The following is a 23,229-nucleotide window of genomic DNA, read 5'->3' as shown; positions in this document are numbered from 1 at the left end:
ATATTCAAGGAGTCTCAGGACTTTGTGCAGAACGCAGGAGCAATAATTTCTTAAAGGACCGCACCATGAGCAAAACCCTCGCTGCACTGGCCCTCGGGCTGTTGACCCTGACCGCTTACGCTGACGACAAGCCCTTGAAAGTCGGCACCACGGCAGCCTTCGCCATACCGCTTGAAGCCGCTGTCGAAGAAGCTGGCAAGCAGGGCCTGAAAGTCGAGCTGGTCGAATTCACCGACTGGATCGCCCCCAACGTCACCCTCGCCGCAGGCGATATCGACGTGAACTACTTCCAGCACATCCCTTTCCTGACCAACGCCAATGAAGCCGCCGGTTTCGGCCTGGTGCCCTACGCGCCGGGAATCATCAACAACGTGGGTCTGTACTCGAAAAAGTACAAAAGCTTCGATGAGCTGCCGACTGGCGCAACCGTGGCCATCGCCAATGACCCGATCAACAGTGGACGCGGCCTGCAACTGCTGGCCAAGGCCGGGCTGATCACCCTCAGGCAAGGCGTCGGCTACAAGGCGACCGAGGAAGACATCACCGCCAACCCGAAAAAGCTCAAGATCATTCAGGTTGAAGCCGTGCAGCTGGTGCGCGCCTACGATGACGCGGATCTGGTGCAGGGCTACCCTGCCTATATCCGTCTGGCCAAAACCTTTCCCGCCGACTCGGCCATCCTGTTCGATGGCCTGGACCACCCGGAATACGTCATTCAGTTCGTGATCAAACCTGATCATAAAGATGATCCGCGTCTGGCGAAATTCGTCGATATCTACCAGCACTCGCCCGTCGTCCGCGCTTCGCTCGACAAGGTCAACGGCAAGCTTTACCAGGCGGGATGGAAAGAATGACCGCAACCGCGCAACGCCAACTGCCACTCGATACCCCGATCGCAAGCACACTGGCGCAACAGGCCGAGCTGCACCCGGAGCTGAATCGCGCCCATGTGCGGTTCATCAACCTGGGCAAGACCTATCACGGCAAGCAAGGCCCCGTTGAAGCGCTGGGCAATATCGACCTGGCTGTCCAGCGCGGCGAGATCTTCGGCATTATCGGCCGCAGCGGCGCAGGCAAGTCCTCGCTGATCCGCACCATCAATCGCCTGGAACAACCCAGCAGCGGCCGGGTGCTGATCGATCAGGTGGACATCGGCGAGTTCGACGAAGACAAACTGGTGGAGCTGCGCCGACGCATTGGCATGATCTTCCAGCACTTCAACCTGATGTCGGCCAAGACCGTCTGGCAGAACGTCGAGCTGCCGCTCAAGGTCGCAGGCGTGCCCAAGGAGCAACGCGCGCGCAAGGTCGCGCAGTTGCTGGAACTGGTGGGTTTGCAGGACAAACACAACGCATACCCCGCGCAACTGTCCGGCGGGCAGAAACAGCGCGTCGGCATTGCCCGCGCACTGGTGCATGATCCCGCAATCCTGTTGTGCGACGAGGCCACTTCAGCACTGGACCCGGAAACCACTCAGTCGATCTTGGGCCTGTTGCGCGAAATCAATCAGCGCCTGGGCCTGACCATCGTGCTGATCACCCATGAAATGGCGGTTATTCGTGATATCTGCCACCGCGTTGTGGTGCTGGATCAAGGCCGAGTCGTCGAGCAGGGGCCGGTCTGGCAAGTGTTCGGCGACCCGCAGCACGACGTCAGCAAAACCCTGCTGGCACCGCTGCAAACCGGGCTGCCGAAGGAGTGGGCCGAGCGTCTGAGCGATCAGCCGCAACGGCCTGATGCAGCCCTGTTACTGGATGTGCATTTTACCGGTGCCAGTGACCAGGGGCCTGATCTGGCCGCGCTGTTTGCCGCGCTGGGCGGCAAGGTGCAATTGCTGCAGGGCGGGGTCGAGCGCATTCAGGAGCGGGCCATCGGCCACTTGATTCTGTCGGTCGCCGGCTCAGTGCATACACGCGACGAGTTGCTGGCACGCGCCCGTCAACTGGCGCCACGCGCGGAGGTATTGGGTTATGTGGGTTGATCGTTTGCTGCAAGGCACCCTCGACACGTTTCTGATGGTCGGTGTGTCGTCATTGATCGCACTGCTGCTGGGCATCCCGCTGGCGGTGATTCTGGTCACCAGTTCCAAAGGCGGCATCTATGAGGCACCGGGGATCAACCGCGTGCTGGGTGCCTTCGTGAACCTGTTTCGCTCTATTCCCTTCCTGATTCTGATGGTCGCGCTGATCCCGTTCACGCGGATGATCGTCGGCACCACGTATGGTGTCTGGGCAGCCGTTGTGCCACTGACCATTGCTGCCACGCCGTTCTTTGCACGGATCGCCGAAGTGAGCCTGCGCGAGGTCGATCACGGCCTGGTCGAAGCGGCGCAAGCGATGGGCTGTCGGCGCTGGCACATCATCTGGCACGTATTGCTGCCAGAAGCGCGCCCCGGCATCGTCGGCGGCTTTACCATCACGCTGGTGACGATGATCAACTCATCAGCCATGGCCGGTGCCATCGGCGCAGGCGGGCTGGGCGACATTGCCTATCGCTACGGCTATCAGCGCTTCGATACGCAGGTGATGCTGACCGTGATCGTCTTGCTGGTGGCGGTCGTAGCGCTGGTGCAACTGGGCGGTGACCGGCTGGCGCGCAGCTTCGACAGGCGCTGAGCAGCCGCAACGCAGCGAGGGTATATTGGCGGTCTTCCTTTACCGGACCGCCCCTGATGAAACTCGACCCTCAGATGCTTGCGCAGATTACCTCGACCACCGTCAGCCATTACAACAGCGTGGCCGACGAATTTCGCGAAGGCACACGCGACCACGACGTCAGCCAGAATATCGATGCCCTGTTGCGGCATATCGAAGGCCCGGCACCGTTGCAGATTCTCGACTTCGGCTGCGGGCCGGGGCGTGATTTGAAGACGTTCACAGCGATGGGCCATGTGGCGGTCGGGCTAGACGGCTCAGAACGTTTCGCCGAAATGGCACGCGCCGAGACCGGTTGCGAAGTGCTACAGCAGAACTTCCTCGAACTCGACCTGCCGCAAGGCCGCTTCGATGGCCTCTTCGCCAACGCAGTGCTGTTCCACATCCCCAGACAGGAACTGCCACGCGTGCTGCGCGAACTGTATGCCACGCTCAAACCGGGCGGCGTGCTGTTCAGCTCCAACCCGCGTGGTGAGAATCAGGAAGGCTGGAACGGCGAGCATTACGGCGCGTACCACGACCTCGAAACATGGCGCGAACTGCTGACCGAAGCCGGGTTTAGCGAGCTGGAACACTACTACCGCCCCGCCGGGCTGCCGAGAGAGCAGCAGCCTTGGCTGGCAAGTGTCTGGCGGCGTCAGTGATGTGCGGCGCTGTGCAGTTCGTGTGCTGGTACTTCTGACAGTATCGTTCAGCAACCTGTGCGTCTTAGGATAGATTCAGCCACTTAAACAGGCGGCTTGCATCCATCCGAATCGATCAAAGGAACTGATCATGGCGAACGAATATCTGGAAAATGGCGATTTCAGCGACAATCTTACTCACTGGACAGCCCCAGTGGGCTTTGAGCCAGACTTCAAGCCCAAAGGCGAAGGTCAAAGCATCAAGCTGAATACGGGAGTGACCGTAAGCCAGTCTATTATTGAACTGCCCGCCCAGCGTCTGCATCTCGAGTTCGACGTTCTTAACGCAGAGGATGTAGACGACGTGTTCTTCGTCGTGGTCGTGGGTGGCTACAACATTAAGGATGAGATTAATCTGACGCAGGTCGTAAACTTCGCAACTCAGGAATGGGTGCATTATTCTGGCGACTTCGATTTCCAGGTGCAGCTCAGGAAATGCTTCTTGAATATATCTGCCCCGGCGGAGACCTCCAGCTTTTCGCCTTCAGGCCTGACAAAGGCCTCGCCGTTCGGCCCGGTACGGTTCGCCAACCTCAGCCTGTCCACGATCGACGTCAAAGACGCAGGCGAGACCGACTGATTGCCGGGTCGTCAGCCCTGCCCCGCGTTACAGGCGGCAGGGCACGCCGACCTCAATGCGCTGGCTGCGCGTGCTCATCGTCACCCTTGTCAGTCGCTTCGCGACGCTGTTCGTCGGTTGGTTCCTTGATGCGGTACCAGGCCACGTACAACGCAGGCAGGAATAGCAGGGTCAGCAACGTGGCGATGATGATGCCACCGATCATGGCGTAGGCCATCGGGCCCCAGAACACTTCCCGCGCAATGGGGATCATGCCCAGGCTCGCCGCGGCCGCGGTCAGCAAAATCGGACGACGGCGATGCTCGGTGGCTTCGACCACAGCGTCCCAAGGCAGATACCCACTGCGCTCATAGGCATCGATCTGGGTCACCAGAATCACCGAGTTGCGGATGATGATGCCGATCAGCGCCAGCACCCCGAGAATCGCCACGAACCCCAGTGGCGTCCCCGTCGGGATCAGCGCCAGCACCACACCGATTAGCCCCAGAGGCGCGACACTGGCCACCAGAAACATCTTCTGAATGCTGTGCAACTGAATCATCAGGAACGTCGCCATGAGGAACAGCATCAGCGGCGCAACGCTGGCAATCGGCCCCTGCGCCTTGCTGCTTTCTTCGACCGTGCCGCCCGTTGCAACCTTGTAGCCGACCGGCAGACCAGCGGCGAACTTGTCGATTTCAGGTTGCAGCTGTTTGACCAGATCGGTTGGCTGAATCGCATCCCGTACCGCGCCCTTGACGGTGATGGTCGGCATGCGATCGCGGCGCCAGACCAACGGCTGCTCCAGCTCGTAACCAACGGTGGCGAACGCCAGCAGCGGAATGGATGTTCCAGTCTGGGTCACGATTTGCAGGTTCTGCAGGGTTTCCGGCGTGCCGCGTTCTGCGTCTTCAGCACGTCCGATCACATTGATCAGATAGATATCATCACGCACCTGGGTCACGGTTGAACCGCTGACCACGCTGTTCATCAGCTTGGCGACGTCTTCCGACGACAGGCCCAACTGCCGGGCCTTGTCCTGATTGATATCGATGCGCAGCACCTTGCCCGGCTCATTCCAGTCGTAGATCACTTCGCCCACATGTGAGTTGTGATCGAGCAGTTTGGCCAGCTCGATGGCGTGCTGGCGCACCTTGTCGATGTTCTCGCCGCTGACGCGATACTGCAACGGACGACCCACCGGAGGGCCCATCTCCAGCGCCTGCACATACGAACCGATGCCGACGAAGTCATCACGCAAGCGTTTTTGCAGACGGGCAGTCAACGCGCTCCGCTCCTCCAGGCCTTTGCTGACAATCACCAGCTGGGCGTAGAACGGGTTTTCCAGTTGCTGATCGAGTGGCAGGTAAAAACGCAACGCGCCCTGGCCGATGTAGGTGCTCCAGCGCTCGATGTCCGGATCGTCCTTGAGGCTCGCTTCAAAACGATCCACCACCTTGCGCGTTTCGTTGATCGAGGCGTTCTGCGGCAGGTTCAGGTCGACCAGAATTTCCGGGCGGTCCGAAGACGGGAAGAACTGGTTCTGCACGAACTGCATGGAGAACAGCGACGCGGCGAACAACCCTACCGTGATGGCAATCGCCAGCCAGCGATGGCGCATGGCCCAGAGCATGCTGCCGTTGAATGCCCGGCCGATGCGGCCCGGCTCTTCGGATTTCGGTTTGATGTTGGCGCTCAGAATGTGCACGCCGATCACCGGTGCGAACAGAACGGCGACCAGCCACGACACCAGCATCGCCACGGCTATCACGGCAAACAGCGTGAATGTGTATTCCCCCGCAGAGCTGTTGTTCAGGCCGATCGGCACAAAGCCGGCCACGGTCACCAGCGTACCGGTGAGCATCGGGAACGCTGTCGAGGTATAGGCGTAAGTCGCGGCCTGCTCCTTGGATTCACCCATTTCCAAACGTGTGACCATCATTTCCACGGTAATCATAGCGTCGTCCACCAGCAGGCCGAGGGCGATGATCAGCGCGCCGAGGGAAATCCGTTGCATGGTGATGCCGCTGTATTCCATGAACACGAACACCATCGCCAACACCAGCGGAATCGAACACGCGACCACCAACCCTGCGCGAAACCCGAGGCTGACGAAGCTGACCAACAGCACGATAATCACTGCCTCGAACAACGCGCTGGTGAAGCCGCCCACAGCCTTGTTGACCACCTCGGCCTGATCCGACACCTTGTGCACGCCAATGCCGACTGGCAGCTCCGCTGTTGTAGCGTCCATACGTTCGTGCAGCGCCTTGCCGAACGACTGGATATTGCCGCCCTTCTGCATCGCAATGGCCAGGCCGATCGCCGGTTTGCCATCGAAGCGGAACAGCGGCTTTGGCGGATCGGTGTAGCCACGGGTTATGTCAGCAATGTCGCTCAGACGATAAAAACGGTCATTGATGCGCAGATTGACTGCAGCCAGATCCTTCTCGGAAGCGAACTGGCCGGAGGTACGCACCGAGATCCGCTCCGGCCCGGCTTCTATCACCCCGGCAGGCGTCACCGCGTTCTGCGATTGCAGGCTTTGCACCACCTGGCTCTGGTCGATGCCCAATGCTGCGAGCTTGCGTGTCGAGAAGTTCAGGTACACCACCTCGTCCTGCTGACCGATCATCTCGACCTTGCCCAGCCCGGGCACGTCGCGGATGTCGGCGCGGACCTTCTCGACGTAGTCACGCAACTGACGCATCGAGAAACCGTCTGCGGTAAACGCATAGATCGAGCCGTACACATCGCCAAACTCGTCGTTGAACGACGGGCCTTGCAGCCCCTGCGGGAACTGGCCACGGATGTCATCGACTTTCTTGCGCACCTGATACCAGATTTCCGGTATCGCCTTGGCACTGGTGGTGTCACGCAGGTACACGAAGACCGTGGACTCGCCCGGTCGTGTGTAGCTCTTCACGTAGTCCAGCGAGTCCAGTTCTTCGAGCTTCTTCTCGATGCGGTCGGTGACCTGCTTGAGGGTCTCATCCACCGTCGCGCCCGGCCAGCGGGTCTGGATAATCATGGTCTTGATGGTGAAGGACGGGTCTTCCTCGCGCCCAAGCTTCATGTAGGAAAACACGCCCATCAGCAGCGCGACAAACATCAGGTACCAGACGAACGACTGATGCTTGATGGCCCACTCGGATAAATTGAAATTCCCTTTCATCGCGGGCTTTCCTCATCGACTTTGACTTTCTGGCCCGGCTTGAGGCTGTTGACGCCCGCGCTTACCACTTTTTCACCTGCCTTGACGCCGTCGGCCAGCACGAAACTGTTGCTGTCACGGCTGATAATGTTCACAGCCCTCGGGTTGACCGTCTGGTTTTGCGGGTCGACGATCCATATCTGGCTTTTGCCATCGGCCTGCTGCAAGGCATTGATCGGCAAACGCATGCGCGGCGTGATGGTCGAGCTGAGCGTCACGCTGATGGCCGTGCCCAGCCGGAAGGCCGCTGGCGTTTGCGCCAGCGTCAGACGTGCACGGCGGGTACGTGTGGTACGGTCGGCCTGAGGTTCGATTTCACGAATGGTGGCGGTGGTGTTCACTTCCGGGTTCAGCTGACTGGCGACCGTGAATACCACGTCGGACGGCAGCTGGTCGGCCAGTGTGTCAGGGAGGTCGATCACCGCTTCCTTGATGTCCGGCCGCGCCAGGGTCACGACTTCCTGCCCGGCCGTAACAACCTGACCGGCTTCAACTTTCCATTCGGTGACCACAGCATCGTGATCACTGCGCAGCTCGCTGTAGCTCAATTGATCGCGGGCCTGTTGTGCAGCGGCTTTAGCCTGCTCCTGCGACGAGCGGGCGGTCTTCAGATCAGTCAGGGCGATGTCCAGTTGCGCCTGGGCACCCACACCGCGATCAAACAGTTCCTGCTGGCGGCGAGCATTGGCCTGAGCGTTGATCAACTGCGCCTGCACATTGGCCAGGTCGCCCTGCCGGGCACGCACTGTATTCTGCTGATCGGTCGGATCAAGGGTGGCGAGCAAATCGCCTTTCTTCACTTCAGCGCCTACGTCGACGTTGCGCCGGGCAATACGTCCCGCCACACGAAAACCCAACACGCTCTGATAACGCGCCTGAATATTGCCGGCAAAACGCCCGAAATCCTGATTTGACTCAGGCCTGGCTTCGACGAATACGACAGGACGCACCGGCTCCGGAGGGGCCTCGTCCTTGCCGCAGCCACTCAACAGAAAGCCACTGGACAGAAGGCCGCCCAACAACAGGCATGACGACAGACGCTTCATGGCTGCACCTGCGCGCTCTGCTGTTTGGGCTGTTCGGCAATCTCGACCTGCATGTCCGGGTGTAACAACTGTCCGCCTGCCACCACGACTTTCTCCCCACTTTTAAGCCCGTCGCCGATGATGACTTTGGCGGTCAGGTAACGGGTGACTGTGACCCTGCGCAAATTGACTTTGCCCTGCTCGTCCACCACCCACACGGCAGGCTTGCCCAACTGCTCGCCAAGGTCCTTGGTCAGCGCCGCCCAAGGCAGCTCGACACTGGCATTGGCCGGTGCGCTCAGCGCCACGCTGACTACCGAGCCCAGGTCCATGCCTTCAGGCAGCGGATCGAGCGCGATCTTGACCTGTAAAGTGCCGGTTTGCGCCGAGACTGCCGGGGTCACTTCGCGTACTTTGCCGCTGACCTTGATGTCCGGGTTGTCGAGCAGCGTGACCTGCACAGGCTGATTGGTCGGCGGCTGAACGAACAGGGACTCGTAGACATTGAACACCGCATCCCGATCACCGTCGCGTGCCAGATCGAAAATCGGCATCGTGGCCTGCACCACCTGCCCGACTTCAGCCTGACGCGCGGTGATCACACCCGGCGCATCCGCGACCAGTGCGGTATACCCCAATTGTTCACGGGCATTGGCCAGTTGCGCTTGCGCAGCCTTCAACGAGCTTTCGCTGCCGCGCAAGGCGGCCTGGGCCGAGTCATATTCACTACGGCTGGTATAGCCTTTGGGCAACAGCTTTTGTTGCCGGACAAAAGCGGCGCGGGCCTGATTCACGCGGGCCTGCTCGGCGGCCACAGAGGCTGCGGCCGAATCGACATTGATCTGCAAATCCTTCGGATCAAGCCGGGCCAGCACCTGCCGGGCAGTGACCCGGTCGCCGACATCGACATTACGCTGAATGATCTTGCCATTGACCCGGAATGAAAGCCGGGTCTGCACCCGCGCCTGAACATCACCGGTCAGGGCGACACTGGCGGCGAAGTCGGCACTTTTTACCGTTTGCACATAAACCCTGGGCAGTTCGGGCGCCGCCGGTTTTTCCTCGCCACACCCCGTTAACATCGCCAAGGCAGCAGCGAGACCGAATGTAACCAGTCTAGAAGGAAGAACGGGCATGCAGACTCCTTGTGCGGCTGCCGGATGTGGGCGCGATAGGGCGAGAGAATAGCGTGACTATGCGACTGTGCGCGAGAGGGAGGGTTCATTAACTGGGCAGAGGTTGCGCGGGAGAGGCCCGCAGCAGCTTTCTTTTGAATGTGGTCAGTTCAAACTCCTGCAGAGACACTGTCTTGAATGTCTCTGCCGAACTTGAACATAGTGTATATATCAAACCACCGATTCATGCCCCCCACGGATTGAATGCGAGGGCTGTTCAGATATAGTTGGCATCCTATCTACTTCATACAAATACTTTTGAAAAACAGGCCTTCTTATATTTCGGTATTTAGGATAGCCCGTTCTGCGAATAGTAGCCGACCGTGCCGGCGCGACGCTTGATGGTAATAGCCGTGGTCGTGGTAATGCAAAGGATGCGGCCGGTAAATCAGCACTGGATTGCGGAGGGCGTTGATTTGGAAATATTAGCGAATTTCTGCCTGCCGGACGCTGGTTCTGTCTAGCAAGCCCGAAACTCTCCAGCCTGGAGGTTGAACGCCCCACTCCAGCAGCCTTCTTTACAATTGAACTCAGAGCAAAACCAACGCCCGCAACAGCTAACACACTGCCCACGCCCATAAGCACCCCACTGAGCGTTGGATTCGATTCTTTTACGTGCGTAGACACATAAATTGACCCACCTCCAGTGAGCAATAGCCCAGCCGCCAAAAACCCACTTAAAAAAGACGAAAAATGCCCGGTCGGGTCTATGTATTTGATCGGATTGTTTAGCCCATACGCATACGCATTCAACCCACCGTCACCAAACGGGCTAAAACTGTCCGGGCTGTTAAAGCGCATCAGCACCGGGTTGTAGGCGCGATAGCCATTGCCGAGCAGGTAATGGCCGGTTACCAGGTCAGGCTGCTCGCCGTTGAAACCGGGTAGTTCTGCAATAGCCTGCTCGGCTTGACGATGCCCGAACGGCGTATACGCGATATCAACCTGCCTCCCGTCTTCGCTCGCGTGCAGAACGCTGTTGTGCAGGTCACTGGCGACCATCGTCGTCACGACCTCTTCGCCCTCGCGACTCTGCTGCGCCAGTAACTGGCCGCCTGCGCGGATACAGGTTCGTTGCCTGTCGCCCTGCAACTCTGTCATCAGTTGCTCGCCGTTATAGAACCGACTGGAGAGGACCTGAGCCAGCGGGTTCAATGTGGAGACACGGTCCAGCGGGTCGTAGGTGTACGTGCAGAGGAGAGCCATGATCGATCCTTGATGATGGAGTAAGCGTTCAGGTGAATCAGGCTGGAGAAATCATGTACAGATAAACGTATCAGTACATCATGCGACTCAATTCGTCTGCCGGATCACCCCAAGGGCGTGTTTCTCGAATGGCGCTAGCGGTATCAGCGAACTCACTTTTTAAACTTGAACGCCTATCATTGAGCAGTTTTATATCTGCCCCTGCATCCTCCCAACGCTTGATGCGCGGGTTGAATGTCCGAACGGCCAGCACTGGAATCACCATGCCTATTGCAGTCGCGAGCAAAACATCCTTGGCAGGGCCGTCAGGGTCGACCGCGTTGATTACACGGCTTACGGTAAACACGGTGCTCGCTGCGATCTGGCCGAGTGCCGAGGAAGCTGTCAGTTTCGTCGATAGCGGAGCATTGCCCTTGGCGACAGCCTTTATCGCAGGAACAGCCGCTTTTACACCCAGGTAAGCACCGAACAAACCGAGCCCTACCCACACAAATGAAAGTATCTGACTCTCATCTATCTTATGCCCGGTCGGATCAGACCGATTAACCGGATCACCCGCGCAGTACGCATAGGCATTCATACCGCCCTTGCCAAACGGGCTCAGGCTGTCCGGGCTGTTGAAGCGCATCAGAACGGGGTTGTAGGCGCGATAACCATTGCCCAACAGATAATGACCGGTCAATGGGTCGGGTCGCTCATCGTTGAAGCCTGGCAGCTGGCTCAACGCTTGCCGATGCCCGTAGGGGGTGTAGGCGATAGGGTCAGACAAGCCGGCCGATACGGTGTGGAGCACGCTGTGCTGTTGGTCCGAGCCGATCAACAGCGTAGCGAGCGCTGACTGCGTGGCCAGCAACTGACGGTCGCGATGCAGGAACCGAACCTGTTCTGCCCCCTGAATCTCGCTGACCAGGGTGTCGGACTGATAGAACGAGCGGGCAATGGTCCCTGCCACAGGCGTGCGAGCCGCAAGCCGGTCAAGCGCGTCGTAGCGGTAACGGCACAGGGTAGTTTGCTGGCGCATGGTGAGTAACCGGAGTGGTCTTGATCGGCGAGGCAGGCCTCTTCAGGCACACAATGCATTGCGGGGACCGCAGCGGCTACTCGTAGAACTGCTAGGTTGCGTCAGGGGCTGTCAGTGGCTCTGAACACATTCCAGCTCGGCCTTGGCCATGTTGATCAGATGCACCACCGAGAACGCCAGATCACGTTTCAGGCCCTCGAGGTTGTCACCGGTTTCAGAAGCGGTGGCAGAGGCACAGCGCAGTATTTCGCTGACCTGTATCAGGGAATCTTCGAGAGAGTTGGGGAGCGGTGGAGACGGGGTCGAGTTGATCATCGCTTATTCCTTTAGCTGACAAGACCACCAGATGCCTGCTGCTAAACAAACAAGGGTGGCGACTTTGACGCGGGTTAGCAGACCGGTGTGGAACAAGCGCAAGCAACCGGCGCACCCGAAGGTGCCCCACGCAAAGCCGCCATAAACGGCACTTGCGCCACTTGTAATCCACAAACAGGCTGCTAAACCCGGTCGCTGACTCGCAGCGACCGACGCAGCCTAGTGTGCGGATTTGGCAGGCGCAAGGGCCCGGGATTTTCTAGGAAAGGTCATACGCAGGAAAGAGAAAAGACTGAAGGAAAGGTCCTGCAGGACAGGTTTTTCGTGAGCGGAAGTAACCTGATTTGTTCAGAAGAGGACGCAGAGCGTCCAGAATGGCATTCCCACGCTGGAGTGGTATGACCCCCGAAGGTTGGACGCAACCTTTGGAGGCGTCATGGGTAAATATACAGTGCAGGCAAAACTCGCAGCCGTGAAAGAATATTGTGCCGGCAAGGCAGGGTTGAGGGATGTTGCGCATCGCCACGATGTGGACTTTTCCTGTCTTCGTCAGTGGGTCGCGGCTTATCAGATCCACGGCCCAGCGGCTCTTAAAGAGAAAAAGCGGCAGCGTTACAGTGACGAGTTCAAGCTAGCTGTTTTGAAGCGCATGCATGATGAGCGATTATCACTGCGCCAGACAGCGGCCTTGTTCGATATCCGTCAGTTCGGCATCATCAATCTATGGCAGCGCCTTTTTGACGAAGGTGCGCTTAACGCCTCCTCAAAGCCCCCTGAGAAAGCTGGACGCCCAAGAAAGATGACGACGACCCTTCCCCCTGTGAATTCCGCTCCAGTCGACGATGAATCGCGTTCGCGTGACGAGTTGCTTGCCGAGGTGAAGCAACTGCGGATGGAGGTCGATTATCTAAAAAAGCTCGATGCCTTGGTTCAGAAGAAGCAACGAATAGCGCAGCAGAAAAAGCGCAAATCGTAATAGAACTGAGGCCTTTGCATTCTCTGGACGGCCTGCTGAAGTTTGCCGGTCTGGCACGCAGCACTTTTTACTATCAACAAAAGGTACTGCTGGCAGACGACAAATACGCAGGGCTGAAGGACCTGATTCAGGCAACGTTCTACGAGCATAAGGGCCGGTATGGCTATCGTCGCATCACGGCAGTCTTGCGCAGGGCGGGCCATCTTGTGAACCACAAGACGGTGCAGAAACTAATGGGGCAGCTAGGCCTGAAGAGCCTGATACGCGTGAAGAAATACCGTTTCTACAAAGGCGAAACAGGTAAGGCCGCGCCTAACCTGCTAAAGCGTGATTTCAAAGCGCAATACCTTAACCAGAAATGGGCCACCGACGTGACCGAATTCAAAGTAGGAGGCCAGAAACTCTATCTGTCGCCGATCATGGATTTGTACAACGGCGAAATCATTTCCTATGCGATTGCCAGGCGCCCGCTGTACTCCATGGTCGACGAAATGCTTGACGGAGCATTCACGCGGCTTGGACCGGATGAAAAGCCGATTTTGCATTCTGACCAGGGCTGGCAATATCGGATGCCTATTTACCAGCGACTGCTCCATGAGAATTCGATCACAGCCAGCATGTCGCGCAAGGGTAACTGCTATGACAACGCGGCTATAGAGAGCTTTTTTAGCACGCTGAAATCCGAATTTTTCTACCTGAACAAATTTAACGATCTGGATGAGCTTCAAGCGGGTATCGAAGAGTACATTGAGTATTACAATCACTCACGCATAAAACTGAAGCTTAACGGCCTGAGTCCTGTGGAATTCAGGATGCAGGCCGCCAAGGCAGCGTAAGTGGATAATTGTCCAACCTTCGGGGGGCATACCAGAGCGTGAGGAACGATAGGCGCCCGGGAGATCTTCTATCGTTCCTCACGCTCCGCGTGGGAATGCCCTTCATGACGCTCCGCGTCATCTTCAAAACGCGTCGATCAACTGCCCTCTGTGCCGGGCGCCTCTTCGAAGAAGTAGTCCTTCCAGCTCGCCGCCTTGTTTTTAAGTACGCCCAGTTCATGCAGTTTTTCGGCGTAGATGAAGGTGCGCTGCGGGGTGACGGTGAAGTCGATTTCCGGGTCAGCGACGATTTTCTCTACCAGCGGCAACGGCAGTTTCGATTGCTCGACACGGATGTAGGTCTGCGCGGCAGCGGGCTTGTCGGCCTTGATGATCTTCTCGGCTTCGGCCAGCGCGTCGTAGAACGCCTTGTAGGTTTTGGGGTTTTCGTCGTGGAATTTCTCGGTGGTATAGAGCACGTTGAACGTCGCCTGACCGCCCAGCACGTCATAGGAACTGAGCACTTTGTGGACGTTGGGGTTTTCCAGCGCCTGATACTGGAACGGCGGGCTGGAGAAGTGCGAGTTGATTTCCGAACCGCCCGCCAGCAGCGCTGCGGTGGCATCCGGGTGCGCCAGGCTCACCGAGATGTTGTCGAATTTCTTGTAGTTGTCGTTACCGAATACCTTGGCGGTCTCGATCTGCAAAGTACGCGACTGAAAGCCCACACCGGCAGCCGGTACAGCGATGCGGTCCTTGTCGGTGAAGTCCTTGATGGTTTTCACGTTGGGATTGTTGGTCAGCAGGTAGTTGGGCATGGAACCCAACGAAGCAATGGCTTTGACGTTCTGTTTGCCCTTGGTGCGATCCCAGACGGTCAGCATCGGTGGCACACCTGCCGACACCACGTCCAGCGCACCGGCCAGCAGCGCTTCGTTCATCGCCGTGGCACCGGAGATGCTGTTCCAGTCGACCTTGATGTCCAGCCCCTGTTCCTTGCCATGTTTCTCGATCAGTTTCTGATCGCGCACCACGTCGAGGATCAGGTAGCCGATACCGAATTGCTGAGCAATGCTGATCTTGCCTTCCGCCTGCACGCCGCTGCTGAGCAGGGCACCGAACAGGCCAAGTGTCGCCGCCAATACAGTCAGCGCCGGACGATGAAATGTTGTTGTCATGTGGTTCTCACCCTGATTTTTTTAAAAAAGACGGTGCTTCAACGCTGCATGCCCCAGCGCTTGACGGTCAGGCGCTCGATATTGGCGAACAGCAGGTTCTCGACCAGCAGGCCGATGAGAATGACTGCCGCCAGACCTGCAAAAACCTTGTCGGTATACAGCTCGTTACGATTCTGGAAGATGTACCAGCCCAACCCGCCCTTGCCGGACGACGCACCAAACACCAGCTCGGCGGCGATCAGCGTGCGCCAGGCGAAAGCCCAGCCGATTTTCAAGCCGGCAAGGATCGACGGCAGCGCAGCGGGAATCAGGATGTGCCAGACAAAGCGCAAGCCTTTGAGGCCATAGTTGCGCCCGGCCATACGCTGGGTTTCCGAAACGCCGAGAAAACCTGCGTAGGTATTGAGCGCCAGCGCCCACAGTACCGAATGCACCAGCACGAAGATCAGGCTGTTCTGGCCCAGCCCGAACCACAGCAGCGCCAGCGGCAACAGGGCAATGGCCGGCAGCGGATTGAACATCGCAGTCAGCGTGCCGAGCAGGTCGCGGCCCAGTTGGGTGGACACTGCCAGGGTGGTCAGGGCGAACGCCAGCACGATGCCGATCAGGTAGCCCTGAATCAGTACGGTCAGGGAAATCCACACCTTGCCTGGAAGCTCGCCGGAGATCAGCCCGTCATAAAAGGCGGCCGCCGTTTGCAGAAAGCTCGGCAACAGCAGGTCGTTGTTCTGCAAACGTGCAGCCAGTTCCCAGATCACCGCCAGAGCGATCATGATGACGCATTTGCGCACCCAGCTCAGTTGCCAGATACGCTGCGCCAGCGGCAGATCGCGGGCCAGGTCTTCCTGAGTGAAAGGCTCCAGCGTGATTTCATATTCTTCGCGAGCGGGAGGTGCGAGGCTCATGGTTCGGGTTTCCCGGTAATCGTGTAGATAGGACGCGGAGCGTCCTGAAAGGCATTACCACGCGGAGCGTGGGAACGATCAAGGCAGTCGCCTAGTAAGCAATCCGGATGTCCTGAAAATTCAGATCCTGCTCCACTGGCCCGGCCTCGCCCTCATCGAACAACAAACGATGAATACGCTGCGCGGTCTGCTGAAAGCCAACGCCGCCCAGGCTTTTCAGGTCGTATTGATGGCTGTTGATTTCCGCCCGTACGCGGCCGGGATGCGGTGACAGCAGCAGGATGCGGTTGCCCACCACCAGCGCCTCTTCAATGGAATGGGTAACGAACAGCAGCGTGAAACGCACCTCGTCCCACAGCTCCAGCAGTTCTTCCTGCATCTTGCGCCGGGTCAGTGCATCGAGCGCGGCGAACGGCTCGTCCATCAAGAGGATTTTCGGCTGCATGGCCAGGGCTCGGGCAATTGCCACGCGTGCTTTCATGCCACCGGACAAGGTATGCGGATAGGCATCGGCAAACGCGCTGAGGCCGACTTTTTCCAAGTAATAACGAGCGCGCTCCAGCGCCTCGGGACGCTTCAGGGTGCGTGACGCCAGCAGCGGAAACATGACGTTCTCGATCACGGTTTTCCACGGCGGTAACTGGTCGAATTCCTGAAACACCACGATGCGGTCCGGGCCAGGTTCGGTGACCTGATGACCTGCCAGACGAATCTCGCCCTCGCTGGGCCGGATGAACCCGGCTACGGCTTTGAGCAATGTGGACTTGCCGCAACCGGATGGGCCGAGCAGCACAAAACGATCGGCCGGGTCGACCTCGAAACTGACCTGATGCGTCGCCCGCACCACGCGCTCTGGCGTGCGGTATTCAAGGCTTACACCGCGAACTTGCAACAAGGCTTCAGTGATGTGCTGAACAGTCGGTTGCGGTTGGGCGCTCGTGCTGGCCGTGTGGCCTTGCGCGACAGCATTCATGAACGGCTCTTCTGAATCAAAATGGCGCGGTGCCTTGAATGGTCGTGCGATGCAGTTTGCGTCGCAGATGGGCCGGGCAGCCGGCAGCCAGGTGAATCAGGGAACGGTTGTCCCAGAACACCATGTCGTTGGCTTGCCATTGGTGCCGGTAAATATGCTCGGGCTTCACGCTGTGGGCGTAGATCTCGTTGAGAATCTGGCGGCTCTCGTCTTCCGGCAGGTCAAGAATCCGGGTGGTGAAACCCTCGCTGACAAACAACGCCTTGCGGCCTGTTTCAGGATGCGTGCGAACAATCGGGTGGCTGACTTCGACCACTTGGGCCAGTTGCTCGGCGGTCAGGGTCGGACGCCAGTTGGCGGCGTTATGGCCCTCGGCGTAGCGCGCAGTGTAACTGTGAACCGCCGAGCGCCCTTCGACGGCATCACGCAGGTGTTGCGGCAAGGTGTCCCACGCCTGATGCATGTCGGCGAACAGCGTGTCGCCACCTTCGCTCGGCAACTCTTGTGCGTAAAGCATCGAACCCAGGCTTGGCAGCTCTTTGTAAGACAGGTCCGAATGCCAGTATTTACCGGCATCGCCCAGCCCCACAGGCTTCTCGTTCTCGACAATGTTGGAGACGATCAGGATTTCCGGATGGTTAGCCAGCAGAAACTGCTTGAGCACATGGATCTGCAACACACCAAAACGACGGCTGAAATCGACCTGCTGCTGCGGCGTGATCTGCTGATCGCGGAACACCACGACGTGGTGATCCAGATGCGCCTGATGCACTCGCGCGAAATCCGCGTCATTCAACGGCCTGGACAGATCCAGCCCGACGATTTCCGCGCCCACCTTTCCGGTGAATGGACGCACGTCGAACGATTGCGAAGCAGATTGAGCGGACGATGAAGCGAGGGAGGCTGCTGGCATGAGAACTCCGACTCCAGAACAGTGTGACTGAAAGGCGGAACTGTATAGATATAAGAAAGAGAATTTAAATACCGTTGAGGAATATCGATAGTTCTGAATGCTTCCTGAGGATTTTTTGAGCGCACTCGCTAACATAAATGTGTCACGGCAGATACATCCAAGTGTAAGAACGCCTTGCTAGGGTCGGCGCCTTATCAAGATTGAGTACAGGCGCTCGCCATGCGATGTAATAAACCGGTTGCCCACGTAATGATGTCGTCGTTGATACTTTCACTGCTTGCGGTATCGGTACAGGCAGCGAGCCGTGCAAATGACGACCGGATCAACGGGGTCGATCTGCTTTCCGGGTTCAACACGTTGTGGACGACCGGTGCAACCTGGGATACCGGCACACCGACTGCGCTGGGGCAGAGCCTGCTCCGACGCAACCTGCAAATTGTCGTCGACCGTGCCAACTCGCGCACGCTTGCCCAGGAAACCGCCGCTTACTTCGATGACCGTCGCGATCAGAGCTACAGCGCCATCAGCGGTCTGGGCTCATTGAGTGATGCCTATAAAGCAGGCGCGGGGGCCTTCACTACCATCACGCAATTTGACGACAGCAACAAAACCGTCAAGTACGACGACAAGGGCAATGGCGCAGGCAGTTCGTCTTCAGCGCTGGGCAAAGTGGTCGATCTGGTCGGCGCCGTGCGCAAAGACGCCTCCACGACCCCGGCCAAGTCCCACTATCTGTATCCACGGCCATGGCGGCAGAGCCTGGACGGACAAAACCTGGCATTCGTCGTCGCGCCGTCTTTGCGCCCGGCCGAAAGCACCACGCCGGCCAGTGACTCGGGGTTCCCCAGCGGCCATACCAACGCCGCCTACCTGTCTGCCTACGCCTTGGCCTACGCAATCCCAGAGCGGTTCAGCGAGTTGATGCTGCGTGCTTCGGAGATTGGCATGCACTCGCCCCTCGACGTGATCGGCGGGCGTATCACGGCGACCTATTTCGCCATCGACAACCTGTCCAATTCAGCCAACACGCAATTGCGCGCCGATGCTCGCGCACAGGCGCTGGCCTACTTCACCGCTCAGTGCGGCGGCGACGTCAACAATTGCATGACGGCCATCGACCCGGCCACCGATCGCACTTCCCAGCATGCGCAGGACAAGGCGCTGTATACCGCGCGCATGACCTACGGCTTCGACCCGGTCGGCCCGACCAATCTCGCGCCGGTCGTGCCGACCAACGCTGAAGTGCTGCTGGAAACACGTTTCCCGTACCTGGACGCAAGCCAGCGCCGCGAGATTCTGGCGACCACTGAGCTGTCGTCGGGCTACGCAGTGATCGATCAGTCAGGTGGCTACGGTCGCTTGAACCTGTATGCCGCAGGCGATGGTTACGGCGCGTTCAATTCCAACGTCACCGTCAACATGAACGCCAGCCTCGGCGGCTATAACGCCATCGACGCCTGGCGCAACGACATCAGCGGCAGCGGTGCGCTGATCAAGAACGGCACGGGCAACCTGATCCTGACCGGCAACAACACCTACTCGGGCGGCACGCTGATCAACGGCGGCACCCTGACCGGTCATGCCCAGGCCTTCGGCAGCGGCACGATCACCGACAACGCAACGCTGGTGGTCGATCAGTCCACCAACGACACCCTCGCCAACACCCTGACCGGCAACGGCGCGTTGATCAAACGCGGCGTCGGTTCACTGAACCTGACCGGCAACAGCAGCCTGTCCGGCGCGACGACCGTGCAGGCCGGTCGCCTGGCAGTGAATGGCAACCTCGGCAACTCCATCGTCAGCGTGCAGCAAGGCGCGACGCTGGGTGGCAACGGCACCGTCGGCGGCATCAACGTCGCTCAGGGCGGCGTAGTCGCACCGGGTAATTCGGTCGGGCAGCTGAACGTCAATGGTGACGTCAACCTGGCTCAGGGTTCGGTTTATCAAGTGGAATCGGACGCCAATGGCAATGCCGACCGCATCGTCGCCAGCGGCCGTGCGACCCTCAATAACAGCACGCTGTCATTGGTTGAAGGCGGCAACTGGGTAGCGGCAAGCCGTTACTCGATTATCTCTGCAGCCGGTGGCGTCAGCGGTGCATTTGCCGCCGTGCAAACCAACTTCGCGTTCCTTACCCCGACGCTGAACTACACCGCGACAGACGTCGGTCTGACGCTGGATCGCAATGCACAAACCTTCGCCAGCCTGGCGACCACGCGCAATGCCAGCGCCGTCGCTCAGGGGCTCGACAGCGCGGGCGCAGGCAATGCGCTGTGGCGTCAGGTGGTGCAGGACGACGCAGCAACCGCACAGGCGACCTTCAAGGCGTTGTCCAACGAGCTGCACGCATCGACTCAATCTGCGCTGATCGAAGACAGCCGTCTGGTGCGCAACGCCATGAACGATCGCATGCAGCAGGCGCAGTCCGCGCAGTCATTCGGCAGCACTACGCAAACCCTGGCCGGCGATGCCTCGCGTGGCGTGGTGTGGACTCAAGCCATCGGCGCGACCGGCCAGACCGACAGCAGCCGCGACGCTTCAGGCCTCGAAACCCGCACCAGCGGCCTGCTGTTCGGCGCCGACGTACCCCTCGACGACACCTGGCGCATAGGCGCACTGGCAGGCTTCAGCAACAGCAGCTTCGACCTGCGCCACGCGTCCGCTCCACCGACAGCGACAACTACCACCTGGGCGTTTATGGCGGCGCGAAATGGGGCCAACTGGGCCTGCGTCTCGGCGCAGTGCGCACCTGGCATGAGCTGACCGCCAAGCGTACGCTGGACCTGCCGGGCTCGTCCGAGCACTTCAAGGAAGACTACAAAGCAGCGACCAATCAGGTCTTCGGCGAACTGGGCTACTCCATCGAAATGGGCAATGCGCTGCTCGAACCCTTCGCCAACCTCGCCCATGTGCGCCTAGACACCGACGCCTTCGACGAGAACAGCAACGCCATCAGCCTGGAAAACAAATCCCAGAACAACCACATCACCTTCAGCACCCTGGGCCTGCGCGCTGCCACTCGCTTGAACGCCGACAGCGTGACGATCAAACCCAACGCCACACTGGGCTGGCGTCGCGCCTACGGCGACGTCACCCCGGAAAGCCGCTCAGCCTTCAGCGGCGGCAGCACCTTCGAACTCTCCGGTGCACCGATTGCCCGCAGCGCCGCAGTGCTCGGCGCAGGTGTCGACCTGGGGTTGAGCGATACCTTGAGCGTAGGCCTGAGCTACGACGGTCAAGTGAGCAACGATGCTTCGGATCAGTCGCTGAATGCTCGGGTGACGTTGGCGTTTTAAAGGCAGGTAATGGTGCTGCTCTCTGTAGGTTCAGAGGGCAGCATGCGGGACTTCGCGCTCCAACGTGTAGGACCAATCAGAAAACCTCTGGCCACTTTGACTTCATTATCGGCCTTCTCTATGGTGCATCTACCAGACGGGGCAGTCAGGGAGACACCGAATGCCGCTATGGAGCATTGTGCCGTCGTGGCTCGATATAGAACGACGCTTTAGCCAAAGCATGGGCTACCAGCCTGGAGCCAGCTTCCAGCGCAGCCTCAACAATGAGCCGGTTTCAACACTACAGCTCAACCTCAGACGCGTCGGCAATATCAGAAGCGCGTTCAACCGCGGCGAATTGGAAGCGGCCCGTCGGCTTGGGCGGCGTTTCGCAGATATCGACATCTCCAGCATCATCAACGACCTGATAGACGTGGTTAGCCAAATGGCTATGATCGTCGCGGGCAGTACGCTCGCCGGTGGCGCAATAGGTGCGGGAGTCGGCAGCTTTTTCTTTGGTGCAGGCGCCGTGCCTATGGGCATGGCGGGTGCCGCAATCGGCCTGGAACTTAGCACCTGGATCCTTGGCATTCTCGGCTTGGCATCCATTGCCGAATTCTTCGTCGACGGCCTTCCTCGTATTGTCGACAACTACACGCGTGGCATCGCCATCGCCTGGCAAGGCACCCGTGGCGAGCCTGGCCTCAACCCCTTCGGCGGCGACGATCCGCAGGTTGTAAGCCGTGCAGCGCACCACATCGCCCAAGGCCATGAAGAAGTTGTGATACTGCTACTGGGCGCCATCGTCGCCTACCTGACGCGCGGCCGAGGTAACGCAAGCGTGCTTGCCAATGAAATGCAAGCCAGTAAAAAAGGTGCGAAGCTGGGCCAATGGATGCTCCAGCACGAAGACGCCCTGACAAGACACCCCGACCTGCAAAACGCCAGCCCTCGTAAAAGTGCACTGGACAAACAGGAACCGCCGCCTCCGCCGCCCAATCGACGTGCGGACGAGCCCGAACCGAAAAGAGCGTCGGGCATGGCGGAGCATGAGGTGCCATGTTTTAGATTAAGTGAAAAGCACCGCAACCTTGCTAAAGAGTTTGATGACCAGCTAGAAGCTCAGCAAAATGGGTTGAATGACTTGACGGTGAATGATTATCTGAAAGGGCGGAAAGCTTTTACGGATGGGGACGTTGTGCGAGACCCTCAGTTGGCTGCAAAGGCGCGCGAGGAATTTCGCAATGAACTAGAGGAAAAAATGCAAGACGAACTAATCTCGGGCGGAGCTATGCCCGAGTGGGCAGAAGCAACAGCCAAAAAAATGGCCTCAGAAAAAATGGCAACTCTGGCCGCACTGCATAATCCTGATTTATTTGCTGGAGGGAAAGACATAATTGGTGGTTTTGGTGATCGGAGGATCAACTCTAGCTTGGGTGCACAATGGCCAAGCCGTATTACAGGCTTGGATAGTGCCGCACAGGAGGTGCCAGAGGCGTTGCGTAGGTCTACCAATATGAATGCCAAACTTAAAAAATGTGAATAGAGGGAAAATTATGGACGAGCACTATGCTTTTTTTCTCAAAAAGTTCGGCCCGGCGATGGAACGCCGTGAAGTACCCGCATCAAGCATTGCCAAGTATAAACACAGACTCCCTGATCAGCTACTTGATTACTGGGCTGATCACGGCTGGAGCGGGTATGCGGAGGGACTTTTCTGGACGGTAAACCCTCAAGATTATGAAGAAATACTTGACCAATGGCTTTCAGACACCAAATTCTGCAGCCAAGACAATTACCACGTTATAGCTCGAAGTGCGTTTGGAAAACTTTACGTATGGGGTGAGAAAAACGGATTTAGCTTAACTATAACCAGCTCTATGGCACGTTATGTAGAACGGGAATCTAAGTTTAAAGGCGACGCACTCGATTTGGGAATAAGAGCATTTTTCTCTACAAAAAGCCCGAAGACCAATGGTTTTGAAGAACTATTCCTCCCCGCTCTTGAAACTCTCGGCCTACTTAAAGCGGATGAAATGTACGGCTTCGTTCCTGCTCTTGCCCTGGGAGGACCGATGGAACTGAAAAACTTGAAAAAAGTGAAAACTATCGAGCACTTAACATTCCTGTCTCAGCTCTCGCCACTTCAGGACTGGGGGTTTCCAGATGTCTAAATCCGGAAACCAGAGATTAGCCTTCTTCATGACGCTGTCAGTTCGGACTGCATGATGGACGAAGACTTTGCTTTCTTCCTAGGGTCTGTTCCCGTTTCGACGTAACCCATTGATCTCTATGAGAACAGGCCCGTATTGTTGGAGTTCTCACACAACACCAATACGAGC

At 58.3% G+C, this 23,229-nt stretch carries 18 protein-coding genes and 1 pseudogene; 9 read left to right on the top strand and 10 right to left on the bottom strand.

What is annotated here, in order from left to right:
* The first annotated feature begins 65 nt into the window (after window positions 1-65).
* The 5 genes from AC4ANK_RS02660 (at window position 66) to AC4ANK_RS02640 (ending at window position 3,917) form a co-directional block, all read left to right on the top strand.
* Window positions 66-854, top strand: a complete 789-nt coding sequence (locus tag AC4ANK_RS02660; protein WP_016982749.1) for a MetQ/NlpA family ABC transporter substrate-binding protein — start codon at window positions 66-68, stop codon at window positions 852-854.
* A complete protein-coding gene (locus AC4ANK_RS02655) occupies window positions 851-1,981 on the top strand; it encodes a methionine ABC transporter ATP-binding protein (protein WP_002551597.1) in 1,131 nt (376 codons plus the stop codon). The genes AC4ANK_RS02660 and AC4ANK_RS02655 overlap by 4 nt, the downstream gene beginning before the upstream one ends.
* Window positions 1,971-2,615, top strand: coding sequence for a methionine ABC transporter permease (locus tag AC4ANK_RS02650; RefSeq protein ID WP_002551596.1), 645 nt, complete (start codon window positions 1,971-1,973; stop codon window positions 2,613-2,615). The genes AC4ANK_RS02655 and AC4ANK_RS02650 overlap by 11 nt, the downstream gene beginning before the upstream one ends.
* A 56-nt stretch (window positions 2,616-2,671) precedes the next feature.
* Window positions 2,672-3,298, top strand: coding sequence for a class I SAM-dependent methyltransferase (locus tag AC4ANK_RS02645; protein ID WP_002551595.1), 627 nt, complete (start codon window positions 2,672-2,674; stop codon window positions 3,296-3,298).
* 130 nt (window positions 3,299-3,428) lie between these two features.
* On the top strand, window positions 3,429-3,917 hold the full coding sequence (locus tag AC4ANK_RS02640; protein WP_031597315.1) for a hypothetical protein: 489 nt from the start codon (window positions 3,429-3,431) through the stop codon (window positions 3,915-3,917).
* 52 nt (window positions 3,918-3,969) lie between these two features.
* Here AC4ANK_RS02640 and AC4ANK_RS02635 read toward each other — a convergent pair whose 3' ends face one another.
* From AC4ANK_RS02635 to AC4ANK_RS02610, 6 genes are all read right to left on the bottom strand, one after another.
* Complete coding sequence (locus tag AC4ANK_RS02635; protein WP_031597316.1) at window positions 3,970-7,071, bottom strand: efflux RND transporter permease subunit; 3,102 nt, start codon at window positions 7,069-7,071, stop codon at window positions 3,970-3,972.
* A complete protein-coding gene (locus AC4ANK_RS02630; protein WP_002551594.1) occupies window positions 7,068-8,156 on the bottom strand; it encodes an efflux RND transporter periplasmic adaptor subunit in 1,089 nt (362 codons plus the stop codon). Before AC4ANK_RS02630 ends, AC4ANK_RS02635 begins: the two co-directional genes overlap by 4 nt.
* Entirely contained in the window at window positions 8,153-9,271 is a 1,119-nt protein-coding gene (locus AC4ANK_RS02625) for an efflux RND transporter periplasmic adaptor subunit (RefSeq protein ID WP_010205252.1), read from the bottom strand. The genes AC4ANK_RS02630 and AC4ANK_RS02625 overlap by 4 nt, the downstream gene beginning before the upstream one ends.
* 210 nt (window positions 9,272-9,481) lie before the next feature.
* Window positions 9,482-10,516, bottom strand: coding sequence for an RHS repeat-associated core domain-containing protein (locus AC4ANK_RS02620; RefSeq protein WP_002551592.1), 1,035 nt, complete (start codon window positions 10,514-10,516; stop codon window positions 9,482-9,484).
* A 70-nt stretch (window positions 10,517-10,586) separates the two neighbouring features.
* Window positions 10,587-11,537: an RHS repeat-associated core domain-containing protein gene (locus AC4ANK_RS02615; RefSeq protein WP_002551591.1), complete on the bottom strand. Its 951-nt coding sequence runs from the start codon at window positions 11,535-11,537 to the stop codon at window positions 10,587-10,589.
* 111 nt (window positions 11,538-11,648) lie between these two features.
* Window positions 11,649-11,852, bottom strand: coding sequence for a DUF6124 family protein (locus AC4ANK_RS02610; RefSeq protein ID WP_002551590.1), 204 nt, complete (start codon window positions 11,850-11,852; stop codon window positions 11,649-11,651).
* 436 nt (window positions 11,853-12,288) lie between these two features.
* Between AC4ANK_RS02610 and AC4ANK_RS02605 the strand changes: the two genes are divergently transcribed.
* Window positions 12,289-13,664 (top strand): IS3 family transposase gene (locus tag AC4ANK_RS02605; RefSeq protein WP_095178871.1). Its coding sequence is split into 2 segments (ribosomal slippage): window positions 12,289-12,760 and window positions 12,760-13,664, totalling 1,377 coding nucleotides; the frame shifts between segments, so codons are not numbered across the junction.
* A gap of 137 nt (window positions 13,665-13,801) precedes the next feature.
* Here the strand turns inward: AC4ANK_RS02605 and AC4ANK_RS02600 are convergent.
* From AC4ANK_RS02600 to AC4ANK_RS02585, 4 genes are all read right to left on the bottom strand, one after another.
* Window positions 13,802-14,821: an ABC transporter substrate-binding protein gene (locus AC4ANK_RS02600; protein ID WP_002551589.1), complete on the bottom strand. Its 1,020-nt coding sequence runs from the start codon at window positions 14,819-14,821 to the stop codon at window positions 13,802-13,804.
* A 38-nt stretch (window positions 14,822-14,859) separates the two neighbouring features.
* Window positions 14,860-15,726: an ABC transporter permease gene (locus AC4ANK_RS02595; RefSeq protein WP_002551588.1), complete on the bottom strand. Its 867-nt coding sequence runs from the start codon at window positions 15,724-15,726 to the stop codon at window positions 14,860-14,862.
* A gap of 91 nt (window positions 15,727-15,817) precedes the next feature.
* Window positions 15,818-16,699, bottom strand: a complete 882-nt coding sequence (locus AC4ANK_RS02590; protein ID WP_002551587.1) for an ABC transporter ATP-binding protein — start codon at window positions 16,697-16,699, stop codon at window positions 15,818-15,820.
* 16 nt (window positions 16,700-16,715) lie between these two features.
* Window positions 16,716-17,612, bottom strand: a complete 897-nt coding sequence (locus AC4ANK_RS02585; RefSeq protein ID WP_005730943.1) for a TauD/TfdA dioxygenase family protein — start codon at window positions 17,610-17,612, stop codon at window positions 16,716-16,718.
* Window positions 17,613-17,831: 219 nt separating this feature from the next.
* Here AC4ANK_RS02585 and AC4ANK_RS02580 point away from each other — a divergent pair.
* The 3 genes and pseudogenes from AC4ANK_RS02580 (at window position 17,832) to AC4ANK_RS02570 (ending at window position 23,061) form a co-directional block, all read left to right on the top strand.
* Window positions 17,832-20,908, top strand: a pseudogene (locus AC4ANK_RS02580) (autotransporter domain-containing protein).
* Between the two features lie 160 nt (window positions 20,909-21,068).
* Window positions 21,069-22,433 carry a DUF6861 domain-containing protein gene (locus tag AC4ANK_RS02575; RefSeq protein WP_002551584.1) on the top strand — a complete coding sequence of 455 codons (1,365 nt, stop codon included), beginning with the start codon at window positions 21,069-21,071 and terminating at the stop codon, window positions 22,431-22,433.
* A 10-nt stretch (window positions 22,434-22,443) separates the two neighbouring features.
* The gene (locus tag AC4ANK_RS02570) at window positions 22,444-23,061 is read left to right on the top strand and encodes a GAD-like domain-containing protein (RefSeq protein WP_057425626.1); all 618 of its coding nucleotides are present in this window, start codon (window positions 22,444-22,446) and stop codon (window positions 23,059-23,061) included.
* The last annotated feature ends 168 nt before the right edge of the window (window positions 23,062-23,229 follow it).

The organism is Pseudomonas sp. Pmew2, assembly GCF_058129885.1.
The sequence above is the reverse complement of the archived record's forward strand: the minus strand, read 5'-3'. Positions and strand labels throughout refer to the sequence as shown.

Excerpts from the sequence above, each read along its gene's own strand:
- AC4ANK_RS02640 (WP_031597315.1), top strand. The coding sequence starts at position 3,429 with ATGGCGAACGAATATCTGGAAAATGGCGATTTCAGCGACAATCTTACT.
- AC4ANK_RS02570 (WP_057425626.1), top strand. The coding sequence starts at position 22,444 with ATGGACGAGCACTATGCTTTTTTTCTCAAAAAGTTCGGCCCGGCGATG.
- AC4ANK_RS02635 (WP_031597316.1), bottom strand. The coding sequence starts at position 7,071 with ATGAAAGGGAATTTCAATTTATCCGAGTGGGCCATCAAGCATCAGTCG.
- AC4ANK_RS02620 (WP_002551592.1), bottom strand. The coding sequence starts at position 10,516 with ATGGCTCTCCTCTGCACGTACACCTACGACCCGCTGGACCGTGTCTCC.
- AC4ANK_RS02590 (WP_002551587.1), bottom strand. The coding sequence starts at position 16,699 with ATGAATGCTGTCGCGCAAGGCCACACGGCCAGCACGAGCGCCCAACCG.
- AC4ANK_RS02655 (WP_002551597.1), top strand. The coding sequence starts at position 851 with ATGACCGCAACCGCGCAACGCCAACTGCCACTCGATACCCCGATCGCA.
- AC4ANK_RS02645 (WP_002551595.1), top strand. The coding sequence starts at position 2,672 with ATGAAACTCGACCCTCAGATGCTTGCGCAGATTACCTCGACCACCGTC.
- AC4ANK_RS02575 (WP_002551584.1), top strand. The coding sequence starts at position 21,069 with ATGCCGCTATGGAGCATTGTGCCGTCGTGGCTCGATATAGAACGACGC.
- AC4ANK_RS02600 (WP_002551589.1), bottom strand. The coding sequence starts at position 14,821 with ATGACAACAACATTTCATCGTCCGGCGCTGACTGTATTGGCGGCGACA.
- AC4ANK_RS02585 (WP_005730943.1), bottom strand. The coding sequence starts at position 17,612 with ATGCCAGCAGCCTCCCTCGCTTCATCGTCCGCTCAATCTGCTTCGCAA.
- AC4ANK_RS02630 (WP_002551594.1), bottom strand. The coding sequence starts at position 8,156 with ATGAAGCGTCTGTCGTCATGCCTGTTGTTGGGCGGCCTTCTGTCCAGT.
- AC4ANK_RS02615 (WP_002551591.1), bottom strand. The coding sequence starts at position 11,537 with ATGCGCCAGCAAACTACCCTGTGCCGTTACCGCTACGACGCGCTTGAC.
- AC4ANK_RS02595 (WP_002551588.1), bottom strand. The coding sequence starts at position 15,726 with ATGAGCCTCGCACCTCCCGCTCGCGAAGAATATGAAATCACGCTGGAG.
- AC4ANK_RS02660 (WP_016982749.1), top strand. The coding sequence starts at position 66 with ATGAGCAAAACCCTCGCTGCACTGGCCCTCGGGCTGTTGACCCTGACC.
- AC4ANK_RS02625 (WP_010205252.1), bottom strand. The coding sequence starts at position 9,271 with ATGCCCGTTCTTCCTTCTAGACTGGTTACATTCGGTCTCGCTGCTGCC.
- AC4ANK_RS02650 (WP_002551596.1), top strand. The coding sequence starts at position 1,971 with ATGTGGGTTGATCGTTTGCTGCAAGGCACCCTCGACACGTTTCTGATG.
- AC4ANK_RS02610 (WP_002551590.1), bottom strand. The coding sequence starts at position 11,852 with ATGATCAACTCGACCCCGTCTCCACCGCTCCCCAACTCTCTCGAAGAT.